Source organism: Mycobacterium sp., assembly GCF_035653355.1.
Lineage (GTDB): Bacteria > Actinomycetota > Actinomycetes > Mycobacteriales > Mycobacteriaceae > Mycobacterium.
Map to the genome: position 1 here is coordinate 1 of NZ_DASRBZ010000568.1, position 11,752 is coordinate 11,752.

13 protein-coding genes and 1 pseudogene are annotated in these 11,752 nt (G+C 66.3%); 6 read left to right on the forward strand and 8 right to left on the reverse strand.

Annotation, left to right across the window (positions count from 1 at the left end):
* A pseudogene (locus tag VFA16_RS19565) lies at positions 1-325 on the reverse strand (hypothetical protein); the annotation flags it as partial.
* 71 nt (positions 326-396) lie between these two features.
* On the opposite strand from VFA16_RS19565, the gene VFA16_RS19570 reads away from it, so the two are divergent.
* Complete coding sequence (locus VFA16_RS19570; RefSeq protein ID WP_414687769.1) at positions 397-1,884, forward strand: DUF4185 domain-containing protein; 1,488 nt, start codon at positions 397-399, stop codon at positions 1,882-1,884.
* A gap of 97 nt (positions 1,885-1,981) precedes the next feature.
* Positions 1,982-2,941: an iron-containing redox enzyme family protein gene (locus VFA16_RS19575; protein WP_324969414.1), complete on the forward strand. Its 960-nt coding sequence runs from the start codon at positions 1,982-1,984 to the stop codon at positions 2,939-2,941.
* Here VFA16_RS19575 and VFA16_RS19580 read toward each other — a convergent pair.
* The 7 genes from VFA16_RS19580 to VFA16_RS19610 all read right to left on the reverse strand — a co-directional run bounded on the left by VFA16_RS19580 (position 2,921) and on the right by VFA16_RS19610 (position 8,092).
* Positions 2,921-3,136, reverse strand: coding sequence for a CDGSH iron-sulfur domain-containing protein (locus VFA16_RS19580; protein WP_324969415.1), 216 nt, complete (start codon positions 3,134-3,136; stop codon positions 2,921-2,923). The genes VFA16_RS19575 and VFA16_RS19580 overlap by 21 nt on opposite strands.
* Entirely contained in the window at positions 3,133-3,825 is a 693-nt protein-coding gene (locus tag VFA16_RS19585; protein WP_324969416.1) for a HemK2/MTQ2 family protein methyltransferase, read from the reverse strand. The genes VFA16_RS19580 and VFA16_RS19585 overlap by 4 nt, the downstream gene beginning before the upstream one ends.
* Before the next feature lie 88 nt (positions 3,826-3,913).
* Positions 3,914-4,474: a type 1 glutamine amidotransferase domain-containing protein gene (locus tag VFA16_RS19590; protein ID WP_324969417.1), complete on the reverse strand. Its 561-nt coding sequence runs from the start codon at positions 4,472-4,474 to the stop codon at positions 3,914-3,916.
* 10 nt (positions 4,475-4,484) lie between these two features.
* A complete protein-coding gene (locus VFA16_RS19595) occupies positions 4,485-5,654 on the reverse strand; it encodes a zinc-dependent alcohol dehydrogenase (protein ID WP_324969418.1) in 1,170 nt (389 codons plus the stop codon).
* Positions 5,651-6,571 (reverse strand): SRPBCC family protein, encoded by a 921-nt coding sequence (locus VFA16_RS19600; protein WP_324969419.1) that lies wholly within the window; start codon positions 6,569-6,571, stop codon positions 5,651-5,653. The genes VFA16_RS19595 and VFA16_RS19600 overlap by 4 nt, the downstream gene beginning before the upstream one ends.
* Entirely contained in the window at positions 6,564-7,568 is a 1,005-nt protein-coding gene (locus VFA16_RS19605) for an LLM class F420-dependent oxidoreductase (RefSeq protein WP_324969420.1), read from the reverse strand. Before VFA16_RS19605 ends, VFA16_RS19600 begins: the two co-directional genes overlap by 8 nt.
* Positions 7,569-7,627: 59 nt before the next feature.
* Positions 7,628-8,092, reverse strand: coding sequence for a GatB/YqeY domain-containing protein (locus tag VFA16_RS19610; RefSeq protein ID WP_324969421.1), 465 nt, complete (start codon positions 8,090-8,092; stop codon positions 7,628-7,630).
* 121 nt (positions 8,093-8,213) lie between these two features.
* Between VFA16_RS19610 and VFA16_RS19615 the strand changes: the two genes are divergently transcribed.
* The 4 genes from VFA16_RS19615 to VFA16_RS19630 form a co-directional block, all read left to right on the forward strand.
* Entirely contained in the window at positions 8,214-9,488 is a 1,275-nt protein-coding gene (locus VFA16_RS19615) for a hypothetical protein (RefSeq protein ID WP_414687768.1), read from the forward strand.
* Positions 9,489-9,501: 13 nt separating this feature from the next.
* On the forward strand, positions 9,502-10,104 hold the full coding sequence (locus VFA16_RS19620) for a DUF4129 domain-containing protein (RefSeq protein ID WP_324969422.1): 603 nt from the start codon (positions 9,502-9,504) through the stop codon (positions 10,102-10,104).
* Entirely contained in the window at positions 10,101-11,240 is a 1,140-nt protein-coding gene (locus VFA16_RS19625; RefSeq protein ID WP_324969423.1) for a DUF4350 domain-containing protein, read from the forward strand. The genes VFA16_RS19620 and VFA16_RS19625 overlap by 4 nt, the downstream gene beginning before the upstream one ends.
* Positions 11,237-11,752: AAA family ATPase (locus tag VFA16_RS19630; RefSeq protein ID WP_324969424.1), on the forward strand; the 516-nt coding region annotated here is incomplete at its 3' end. The genes VFA16_RS19625 and VFA16_RS19630, both read left to right, overlap by 4 nt.

An 11,752-nucleotide genomic window follows, 5' to 3' on the forward strand; every position in this document is an offset into this window, starting at 1 on the left:
GCTCACGGGCGATCTCATCCCACAAATCGGCCGCCCACTCCGGCCGATCGCCATACTGGCGATCCCGCAACTCGATCAAATCGGCCACCGCAGTCAACCGACGACCCGTGGCCTGGGCCTCACTGCGCGCCGCAGCACACACCTTATCCATCGCCGCCACCGACTCCGCCGTCGTCGACAACCCCGGAGATTCGAACGTACTTGCGATACTAATCGAGGGGTGTGACACGAATCGGGCGTACACCATCCCGCGGTGGATGAACTTCGAGCGGTAGCCGGCATGATGACTGACACCCGGCGAAATCCACGGTTGCGACACGGTCACGGATTCGTACCGTTTGCCGCATCAGCGGTCACAAAAACCACAGCGATCACTATCGTCACATCAGCTACCAGCTGACGTCAATTGGGACGTCCTGCCCCGCTGAAAGGTGTGACGTGTCGCCGGTCCCTCGAATCTTGTCGATATCGGCGGTGTCGGCGGCCGCAATCGGACTCGTCGTTGGCCTAGTCCCCGCTCCACCAGCCAGCGCACTGCCCTGCAGCGCGCCCGAAGCCAACGTCGATCCCCCTGCCGCGGCCCCAGCGGTGCCGCCGCCTGCGCCGGTAGTCCGGCCACCGACCGGGCGCCGACCTCGCGGCGCGAATGAGCGTGCGCCACTACCCAAGTTGGGCCCGCTCATTTCTTCTTTGCTGCACCCCAGAGCGCCGGTGCGCCAGCAAGCGGCAATCGTTCCGCCGGGGCCCACCCCGCCAGGCGCAGGCAACCAACCATCCCCGAATGCGGGCCAGCTGAATCCCGACGCGGCCGCACCTCAGCCCGAAGCGGCGCCTCCCGCCTCTATCGGGGGCGCCCCGACATCGCTTGTCGAGTGGGTGACCGGACCGAACGGGCCCAACAAAACCCTCGAACGTTTCGGCATCTCCGGGACCGACCTCGGGATCCTTTGGGACAACGGCGATCCCGGCGCCCGTCAAGTGCTCATGGCCTTCGGCGACACTTTCGGCTATTGCCGCCTGCAGGGCCAGCAATGGCGATACAACGTGCTGTTTCGCAGCAGCGACCAGAATCTCGCCGACGGAATCACCGTGGCGCCCGGCGTCCCGAACGACAGATACTCCGGCTCACCGGTGCAGCAACCGAACTTTTCCAAACAGGTCATTCCCGGCATCAAGTGGGCGTCCCAGGAGGGCATGATCCCGACCGCCGGCATCTCCATCGGCAGAACCCAGTACATGAACTTCATGTCCATCAAGCAGTGGGGCCGCGACGGCGAGTGGTCAACGAACTACTCGGCAATCGCAATGTCCCCCGACAACGGCCAGAACTGGGGCATCTACCCGGGCACTGTCCGCGCATCCGGTCCCGACGGCGTCCCGGGAGCCCGCTACATCCCCGGAAATGAGAACTTCCAGATGGGCGCGTTCATGCGCGGCAACGATGGTTACATCTACTCGTTCGGGACCCCGTCCGGACGCGGCGGCCCGGCTTTCCTGTCCCGAGTCCCACCGAACCTTCTCCCCGACGTCACCAAATACCAGTACTGGAACGGCGACCACAATGCATGGGTCCCGAACAACCCAGGTGCGGCGACCCCGATTTTCCCCGGCCCCGTCGGCGAAATGTCAGCGCAATACAACAACTACCTCAAGCAATATGTGGTGCTGTACACCAACGGAGGCAGCAACGACGTCGTCGCGAGAACCGCGCCCGCGCCCCAAGGACCATGGAGTCCCGAGCAAGTGCTCGTATCGTCGTTCCAGATGCCCGGCGGCATCTATGCGCCGATGCTCCACCCTTGGTCGACGGGCAAAGACCTGTACTTCAATTTGTCACTGTGGTCCGCATACGACGTGATGCTGATGCACACGGAGCTGCCGTAACTCGTCTCGTTTGGCCGATGGCGAATTACGGGTACACACCCGCGTGACTCAGGCAGCAATCGAACCTCGGCTCCCCGCTGCGCATGGACCGCTTTCGATGGCCGTTCGCCGCTGTCTAACCGAACCGGCTCCTCGCGAGCAGCTCACGCGGATCGGGGCCTCGGTCAGCGATTCGGACCCGTACGGTCTCGATCTGCAGCTGGCGCTGTATATGTGCTACGAGCTGCACTACCGGGGCTTCGCCGGCGTCGACCCCACGTGGGAGTGGAGCCCGGCACTGCTGCACCTGCGCGCCCAATTGGAACGGGCCTTCCTCGCCGGGGTGCGTCGCGACGTCGGCCCCATCGAACCCGACCACACCGCGGTCGCCGAAATGGACGCGCTCTCTACCGAACCCGTCAACGGCGAAGGCCCATCGTATTACCTGCGGGACACCGGAACCTGGGAGCAGATGCGTGAATATTTCGTGCATCGCTCGCTGTATCACCTCAAGGAGGGCGACCCGCACGCGTGGGCCATTCCCCGGCTCACCGGGCAAGCCAAGGCGTCGTTCGTCGCGGTGGAGTTCGATGAGTACGGCGCCGGCCGTGGCGCGCACCTGCATCAGCAGCTCTTCGCGGATCTGATGGAAGCCGCCGGGCTGGACTCGACATATCTTGGTTATCTTGACGCCGTTCCAGCCGAGTCGCTGGCGGTGGTGAACCTGATGTCGATGTTCGGGCTGCACCGTTGGCTGCGCGGGGCGGCCATCGGGCACTTCGCGGCCACTGAGATCACCTCGCCGCCGGGATCGCGGCGACTGGTAGAGGCTTTGCAACGGCTCGGCGCTCCGGACGAATGTGCCGCGTTCTACCGGGAGCACGTCGAGGCCGACGCAGTGCACGAACAGGTCGTGCGCTACGACGTGGTTGGTGATTTGGTTGCCCGAGATCCGCGCCTGGACCGCGACGTGGTGTTCGGAATGCGCGCGTTCGGTGTCGTTGAGGATCGCTTGGCGGACATCATGATTTCGGCCTGGAAGGCCGGCCAGACGTCGCTACGACGACCGTTGAGCTGACACCGTGCGCCGGCATCGCCGGTGGCTGGTGTCGCACAGCGGATAGTTCTTGCTGCGCCGGCAGGTGCACACGGCCACCATGAATCGGTCGGATTCCACGACGGCGCCGTCGGGCATCTCGATGCGCACCGGTCCGGAGATCAGCAGCGGGCCGTTCCGAATAACCCGCACCACAGTAGATTTGGCGGTGGTCATGGCTTGTCCGCGCGGATCACAACCAGTTCTTCTTCCCGGCAGCCACGCGGCACCCGACCGGTGTCCGCGAGCCAGCGTGCCCGCGCCGACATTACTGGTCCAAACGGAATCCACTGGGTGGCAATAACTTCAGCGCTCAGCCCATTGGAGTGCAAGATGTCCAGCGAACGTTGGGCATCGGCGATCACCGACTGAACTAACAGCAAAGAACCGCCGTCGCACAACAGATCCGATGCCGAATCGCACAGCGGGTCAAGGACCAGCCGCCCGTCGGGACCGGCATTCCACGCCCACGACGGGCCGGCCGCCGACGCGATCTTGTCACTGTCGTCGACGGGCGGGGTGGGCACATAGGGCGGATTGGACACGATCACGTCAAACGGCGCATAGCCCAGAGCGCCGGTCCACGACCCTTCACGGACGTCGACGTCGACTCCGGCGTGCACGGCGTTGCCCCGAGAACACCGCACCGCACGCGGGCAGATGTCGAACGCCGTAACGCTGGCCGCCCCCAGTTCAGCTGCAGCGATAGCAACCACACCGGTGCCGGTGCACAGGTCGAGCACTCGCCGACCGGGCACCAACGCGCTGCGTTCCATCGCGTCGATGAGCAGAAGCGAGTCGTGTTGCGGCGGATACACCCCGTCAGCGGTCAGCGGATCGCCGGGGGCGGCGTAAATGGTGGTCACAGGGGCCTTTCGACACGTCGCCGCGGCGGTCACGGCTTCTCGCGTGACTATGCCCGCAAACCGCAGCGTTGAAACCGACCGACGGGATTTAGGCGCTGGTCGGCGCGTGCGCGAATTTGTCGACAATCGTCGAGCAAAACGCCTCCAGGTCGCGCGGCGAGCGGCTGGTGATGACATTGCCGTCGACGACGACTTCCTCGTCGACAACGTTGGCGCCGGCGTTGCGCAGATCGGTTCGGATGCTCTGATACGACGTCAGCGTGCGTCCGGCCGCCACACCGGCTTCGACCAGCGTCCACGGGCCGTGGCAGATCGCGGCGACCGGCTTTCCCGAGTTGACGAAGTCGCGCACGAACGCGACAGCCTTGCTGTCCATGCGCAGCTTGTCCGGATTCACTGTGCCGCCAGGCAACACCAGAGCGTCGAACTCGTCGACCGATACATCGGATACCGCGCGGTCGACGGGAAACGTTCCCGCCGGCTCCAAATCGTGGTTGCGGGCTTCGATTTCACCGGTTTTCAGCGACAGCAACTCGGTTTGCGCGCCCGAGTCTTCCAGCGCCGAGCGCGGTTGCTCGTATTCGACTTTCTCCACGCCGTCCGCGGCCAGAAACGCAATTCTCTTGCCCTGCAACTGATGATGGGACATCGTGTGCTCCTTACGGTTTGAGGATGACCTTGGTGCAATTGTCCTGTTTTTGCTTGAAGATTTCGTAGCCGTGCGGTGCGTCATCCAGACTTAAGTGGTGGCTGACGACGAAGGTCGGGTCGATGTCGCCGTTGCGGATCCGGTCCAGCAGCGGCCGCATGTAGTGCTGCACATGGCATTGGCCGGTTTTGATGGTCAGTGACCGGTTCATCACCGCGCCGATCGGAAATTTGTCCATCAGCCCGCCGTACACCCCGACAATCGAAATCGTGCCGCCGTTGCGGCAGCTCATGATCGCTTCCCGCAGTGCATGCGGGCGTTCGGTTTCCAGCCGCGCCGCCTGCTTGACCCGGTCGTAGGCGTCCACAACCGTCGAGCTATTGCGGGCCTCCATACCGGCCGCGTCGATGCAGTGGTCGGGTCCGCGCCCCGCGGTGATGTCGGCCAACGCTTCGAGCACCGACGTTTCGGCGAAGTTGATTGGCACGGCGCCTTGTTGCTCGGCCAGCGCTAGCCGATAGGGCACGCGGTCGATCGCGATGACTTTCGACGCGCCGAGCAGATAGGCACTGACGACCGAAAACAGGCCCACCGGACCCACTCCCCAGACAGCGACGACATCGCCCGGGCCGATGTTGCACATCTCGGCGCCCATGTAGCCGGTGGGCAGGATGTCGGAGAGGAACAGCACCTGCTCGTCGGTGAGGTCGTCTTCGATCTTCAGCGGCCCGACGTCGGCGAACGGCACTCGCGCGTATTCGGCTTGCCCGCCGGCGAACCCGCCCATCATGTGCGAGTAGCCGAACAGCCCGGCCGGCGAATGGCCCATCAGCTTCTCGACGATGCCGGCGTTGGGATTGGAGTTCTCGCACAGCGAATACAGCTCACGCTCGCACGCAGCGCAGGCGCCGCACGCGATCGGAAACGGCACGACCACCCGGTCGCCGGCGGCCAGGTTCGTCACCGCCTTGCCTACCTCGACGACCTCGCCCATGAACTCGTGGCCCAGCACGTCGCCGCGCTTGACCGTGGGGATGTAACCGTCGTAGATGTGCAGGTCTGAACCGCAGATCGCGGTCGAGGTGATCCGCACGATCGCGTCGCGGTCGTTGAGGATCTTCGGATCGGGAACCGTGTGCACTTCGACGCTGTTGCGGCCAGCCCAGACCGTGGCCTTCATCGGTCGCCTCCCTGTGGCTGTGCGGTCCGCTGGTGCATCTGCCTGACGGCGGCCGCGCCTTCCGGCGAGCCGTCCGACCGCATGACCTGACCGGTCTCCAGCAGCTGTTTGAATCGGCGCAGGTCGTCGTTGACTTGCTGCTCAGGGGACTCGCCGAACACTGTTGCGGCCGCTTTGCCCAGCACACCGCCCGGTATGTGGTAGCTCATGGTGACCCGGACTTCGGTGCCCGAGCCGTCCGGCGTGGGAGTGAACTCGACGCTGCCACCGTTCTCGACCAACGCACCCGGCATCGACTGCCAGGCGATGCGTGTGTTGGGCTCGTCCTCGGTGATCTGCGCATCCCACTGCACGGACTGGCCGATCGGCGCGTTGGCGACCCAATGCGAGCGATCGTCGGCGTCCACGGTGACCGACTTGAGGTGGTACATGAACGTGGGCAGGTTCTCTAGGTCCCGCCAGAACCGGTAGACCTCCTCCGGTGAACGCCACACTGTGACAGCAGCCCGCAGTATGCGATGACGCGGCGCGTTGCCGTGCCGGCCGGAGCTGCCGTTGCCGGTGGCCCGCAGCGCGGCGTAGAGATCGGCGCCGCCGATCCCGACCAGGGCAACCGCCGACAGCATGGCGCGCCCGCGCCGGCCCCGCCCGCCGGTCGCCACCCCGGCGGCCAGCAGTGTCAGGTCCAACACGTCACCGGCGACCCTTGTCCACACCAGCTTGCTGGGCCCGAACAGCAGCGCGGCGGCGTGACCGCACTCGCGCAAACCCAGCACGCGGATCACGGGTCGGACAGGGCCGCTGTCCTCCACCCCGGCGAGCGCGGCGACCTTGCCCGGCGCCACTACCTCGGTGAGGCCAAGTGCCAGGCTGGCCCCGCCCAGGCTCTTGACCAGAACCGACGGGCTGTCAGCCATTGCCGCCACCCTTGCTGGATGCGGCCCGCAGTGCTTGCAGCAACGGTTCGGCAGCCTCCTTGAGGAAGAGATCCTGCGATTCGCCGCCGACCTGGAGCAGGGCAACGTCGGTGAACCCGGCTTCCCAGTACGGCCGCACGGCGTCGACGATCGCGTCCAGATCCGGCCCGCAGGGGATGCTCTCGGCGACGTCCTCGGGACGCACGAACTGTGTCGCGCCGGCGAACCCTGCCGTCGTCGGCAGGTCGGCGTTGACGTTCCAGCCGCCGCCGAACCAGCGGAACTGGTCGTGGGCGCGTTGCACGGCGGCGTCGCGGTCCGGGTCCCAGCACACCGGTATCTGGCCGACCACGCGACCGCCTCCGGCGAGACCGCTGGACTGCCGCGCCGCATGCCATTCGTCGACGAGCTCACCGTTGGGCTCCACCGCGATCAGGTGCTCGGCATGGGTGGCGAACTTCTCGATAGCCTTCTTGCCGCCCATCGCCACACCGATGCCAACCGGCACCTCCGGCAGATCCCACAGCCGCGCCGAGTCCACTTGGAAGTAGTCGCCGCGCCAGTTCACCATCACGCCGGACAGCAGCGCGCGAATGATCTGGATGGCTTCGAGCAGCATCTCCTGCCGGCGCACGGCCGTCGGCCAGCCCTTGCCGACGACATGTTCGTTGAGGTTCTCGCCGCTGCCCAGGCCGAGCGTGAACCGTCCATCGGCGAGGATCTGCAGGGTTGCCGCCTGCTGGGCCACGATCGCCGGGTGATAGCGCATCGTCGGACAGGTCACATAGGTGTACAGGTCGACACGGTCGGTGGCATGTGCGACCGCGCCCAGCACCGTCCAGGCGTTGGGCGCGTGTCCTTGCGACGCCAGCCACGGGAAGAAGTGGTCACTGCAGACCTCGAAGTCGAAACCCCGCTCTTCAGCCGAAATCGCATACTGCACAAGGTCTTTCGGTCCGCTCTGCTCCGTCATCAACGTGTAGCCAAATCCGGTCATACGCACACGGGTACCCCGGTGCGACGGACGCAAACGGCTAGAGCTGTATCGTCGGCGAGCTAGAGCCGGTCTTTGACCGCGGCCGCCAGCCGGGCGCCGTCGGCCTTGCCCGCGGCGATCGCGGTGGCCGCTTTCATCACCAGACCCATCTGCTTGATGCCGGGCCGCTCTCCCAGCTGCTCGGCCACCTGAGCGATCGCGGTGTCGACGACATCGGCCAGCTCCCCCTCGGTGAGCGGGGTCGGCAGATACTCGTCGATGATCCGCGCTTCGGCAAGCTCGTTGGCGGCGAGTTCACCGCGGCCGTTCTGGGTGTAGATCTCGGCGGATTCACCGCGCTTTCGCGACTCCCGGGCCAGCACCTTGATCACCTCGTCGTCGGAGAGCTCCCGCGATTGCTTGCCGGAGACTTCTTCGGTCTGGATCGCGGCCAGCAGCATCCGCAGGGTCGCGGTGCGTAACTTATCCTGCGTCTTCATTGCGTCGGTGAGGTCGGCGCGCAATCGCGACTTCAGTTCCGCCATGGCCAAGACGCTACGCGCCGCAGCCACTTCGGGCATCGGCGCGACACTTGAGAAGATTGAGAATTGCCTAGCTGGCCGACAGGATGGGAGCCATGATCGACGACGACGGCGGCGCCACCAGGTGAGCACGCCGCCGCCCGAATACCCGGACTATCCAGCGCCCGATTACCCCGGTTACGGCAGCCCTGGCTATGCCGCGCCCGGGTACCCGCCGATGGGCTACGGTCCGCCGCCGGGTTACGTGCCTGGCCCGCCCGCCTATTGGCCGACGCCGGGCTACGGCCCGCCGCCCCCTGCCTACGGCCCGCCGTACGGCTCGCCGCCGGGCTACGCCCCGCCGTACGGCTCCCCACCGGGATACGGTGTGCCGCTTGGCTACGGCATGCCGCTTGGCTACGGCATGCCGCCGTACGCCGGCATGCCACCCCTGTCGCCGGGGCCGCTCAAGCCCGGGATCATCCCGCTTCGGCCGTTGAGCCTCAGCGAGATCTTCAACGGCGCCGTCGGCTATATCCGGGCCAATCCGAAGACCACGCTCGGACTGACCGCGGTCGTCGTGGTGGTCATGCAGATCGTCGCACTGATCGCCAAGGCCGGACCGCTCACCGCTGCCAGCCAGGCGGGCGACGGAACCGCCGACGCCGGTGAAAGCGCCGCGTGGACACTGTCGATCGCGGTCGGCGGCCTCGTCAGCTGGCTGGCAAGCATTCTGCTCAGCGGGATCCTCACCGTTATCGTCGGCCGCGCGGTATTCGGATCGTCGATCACCATCGGCGAGGCATGGGACAAGATTCGCGGTCGGCTGCTGGCGTTGATCGGGTTGGCGGCGCTGGAGGCCGCTGGAGTGGTCGTGCTCATCGGGCTGGTGGTCGTGGTCCTGGCCGTCGTCAGCTCGATCGGCAACGGCGGAGCGGCGATCGTCTTCGGCTTCCCGCTGGTACTCGCATCGATCGCGACCGTGGCCTTCCTCTACACGGTGTTGTCGTTTGCGCCGGTGCTGATCGTGCTGGAGAGGCTCACCGTCATGGGGGCGATCAGCAGATCCTTTGCGCTGGTGCGCAACAGCTTTTGGCGGGTGCTGGGTATCCGGGCCTTGACCGCTGTCGTGGTATTCGTCATCGCCGACGCGATCGCTGCACCGTTCACCGTCGTCGGGCAGTTGATGGCGTCGACGCATTCGACCGGCCCGACCCTGATCGGCGCCACAGTGGCTACCGTCGGCGCAGCGATCGGCCAGATCGTCACCACCCCGTTCAGCGCCGGAGTCCTCGTCTTGCTGTACACCGACCGCCGGATTCGGGCCGAGGCGTTCGACCTGGTATTGCAGAGCGGCGCCACGGCTGGGCCGTTCGCAACAGCGTCCACCGACGGCCTATGGCTCATCCGGCCGCTGTGAGGAATGGCTGAGGATGCCTTCTATCGACATCGACCGCGATGCCGCACACCAAGCTGCCCAACGGGAACTGGCCAAGCCGATCTACCCCAAGGAGTCGCCGATCCAACGGTTCCACGACTGGCTCGACGACTTGATGTATCGCGTTCTGCACGCAGGCGCATCTATGCCCGGCGGGTGGTTCACCGTCTCGGTGCTGCTCATCTTGCTGGCGATCGGGGCCGGCGTCGCCATCCACGTTGCCCGACGCACCCTGCGCACCACTCGAGGCGATCGCCCGATGTTCGACCGCCAGCTCAGCGCTGCCCAGCATCGCGCGACTGCGGAAGAGTTTGCAGCTCAAGGTGATTGGGCCGCCGCGATTAGACATCGGCTGCGCGCCGTGGCGCGCAGCCTGGAGGACAGCGGTGTGATCAGCCCGATGGCGGGCCGCACCGCAAACGAGCTGGCCCGTGACGCCGGTGCGTGCCTGCCGCATCTGGCCTCGGAGATGTCGCAGGCCGCAATCGCTTTCAACGACGTCACCTACGGTGGCCGCCCCGGCACGCCGGACGCCTACCAGCTGATCGCCGACCTCGACGAGCATCTAGGGTCGCGTTTCGGGGCGCAGGTCCGGTGACCGTCGACGAGCCGCGGACCCGTCCGCTTGACGGCGCGCCGCGGGCGCGGTCGTGGCGCTGGGTTGCGCTGGCGTTGTCGGCCCTCGCCGCAATCGCCGCTCTCGGCACGTATTTGACCGCACCGCGGCCCGGCGGCGTGATGGACCCAGCGTCCACCGGCCGCCACGGCGCCCACGCCCTGGTGGCGCTGTTGCGCGAGAATGGGGTCGAGGTCGTCGTCGCCGGCAACCTCTCCGATGTCGAACGTGCCGCACGGCCCGACACGCTGCTGTTGTTCGCGCAGACTCAACACCTGGTCGACGACGGGTTGCTGCGCCGGTTGGCGAACGTCCCCGGTGACCTGCTGCTGGTGGAGCCCACGTCGCGCGTCCGCGCCGCGTTGACCGCAGGTCTTCGCAGCGGCGGTGCCAGTACGCTCGACCATGAGCCGGATTGCGCTCTGCGCGAAGCTACTCGAGCTGGCACGGTGCAGTTCGGCCCGAGCAACACCTACACCGCCGACCAACCGTTGACCAGCTGCTACGACGGGGTGCTGGTGCGCTACCGGGACGGCGCTCGGACGGTCACGGTGGTCGGCAACACCAGCTTCATGACCAACGGCGACCTGCCGCGGGCCGGCAATGCCGCGTTGGCGATGAACCTCGCCGGCGAGCGGCCCCGGCTCGTCTGGTACGCACCCCAGCACATCGAAGGCGAAAAAACCTTGCCTACAACGATCATCGACGCTATCCCGGGCAAGGTCGACTGGATCGTATTGCAGTTGACGGTGGTGGTGATACTGCTCGCGCTGTGGCAAGGCCGACGGCTTGGCCCGGTGGTGGTCGAGGACTTGCCTGTCGTGGTGCGGGCTTCCGAGACGGTCGAGGGTCGCGGCCGGCTGTATCGGTCTCGGCGTGCGCGGGATCGCGCCGCCGAATCCCTGCGCACCGCGACGTTGCAGCGGCTGCTGCCGCGCATCGGACTGGCCGCCAACGCGCCGGCCGCAGCCGTCGTGACAGCCATCGCCCAGCGCAGCACCGCCAGCCCAGAGTCGTTGCAGCACATACTGTTCGGCCCGCCTCCGGCCACCGACACCGACCTGGTACACCTGGCACAGGACCTCGACGACATCGAAAGGCAGGTCGCACACCGATGACTGAACAGGCACGGCAGGCGCTGCTGGCGGTGCGCACCGAGATCGCCAAGGCAGTCGTCGGACAGGACGCCGTGGTCAGCGGTTTGGTGATCGCGTTGCTGTGCCGCGGTCATGTGCTGCTCGAAGGTGTTCCAGGCGTGGCGAAAACGCTGCTGGTGCGCGCTCTTGCCGCAGCACTGCAGTTGGAGTTCAAACGCGTGCAGTTCACGCCGGATTTGATGCCCGGCGATGTCACCGGCTCGCTGATCTACGACGCTCGCACCGCCGCGTTCGTGTTTCGGGCCGGGCCGGTGTTCACCAACCTGATGCTGGCCGACGAGATCAACCGCACTCCCCCGAAGACGCAGGCGGCCCTGCTGGAGGCCATGGAAGAACGTCAGGTCAGCGTGGACGGCGAACCGAAGTCACTGCCCGACCCGTTCATCGTCGCCGCGACCCAGAACCCGATCGAATACGAGGGCACCTACCAACTGCCGGAAGCTCAACTCGACCGCTTCCTGCTCAAGCTCAAT

What these genes read in the sequence shown, in the direction of transcription:
- VFA16_RS19575 (WP_324969414.1), top strand. Translation starts at nt 1,982, where the DNA reads ATGGCCGTTCGCCGCTGTCTAACCGAACCGGCTCCTCGCGAGCAGCTC.
- VFA16_RS19580 (WP_324969415.1), bottom strand. Translation starts at nt 3,136, where the DNA reads ATGACCACCGCCAAATCTACTGTGGTGCGGGTTATTCGGAACGGCCCG.
- VFA16_RS19590 (WP_324969417.1), bottom strand. Translation starts at nt 4,474, where the DNA reads ATGTCCCATCATCAGTTGCAGGGCAAGAGAATTGCGTTTCTGGCCGCG.
- VFA16_RS19595 (WP_324969418.1), bottom strand. Translation starts at nt 5,654, where the DNA reads ATGAAGGCCACGGTCTGGGCTGGCCGCAACAGCGTCGAAGTGCACACG.
- VFA16_RS19600 (WP_324969419.1), bottom strand. Translation starts at nt 6,571, where the DNA reads ATGGCTGACAGCCCGTCGGTTCTGGTCAAGAGCCTGGGCGGGGCCAGC.
- VFA16_RS19605 (WP_324969420.1), bottom strand. Translation starts at nt 7,568, where the DNA reads ATGACCGGATTTGGCTACACGTTGATGACGGAGCAGAGCGGACCGAAA.
- VFA16_RS19610 (WP_324969421.1), bottom strand. Translation starts at nt 8,092, where the DNA reads ATGGCGGAACTGAAGTCGCGATTGCGCGCCGACCTCACCGACGCAATG.
- VFA16_RS19620 (WP_324969422.1), top strand. Translation starts at nt 9,502, where the DNA reads ATGCCTTCTATCGACATCGACCGCGATGCCGCACACCAAGCTGCCCAA.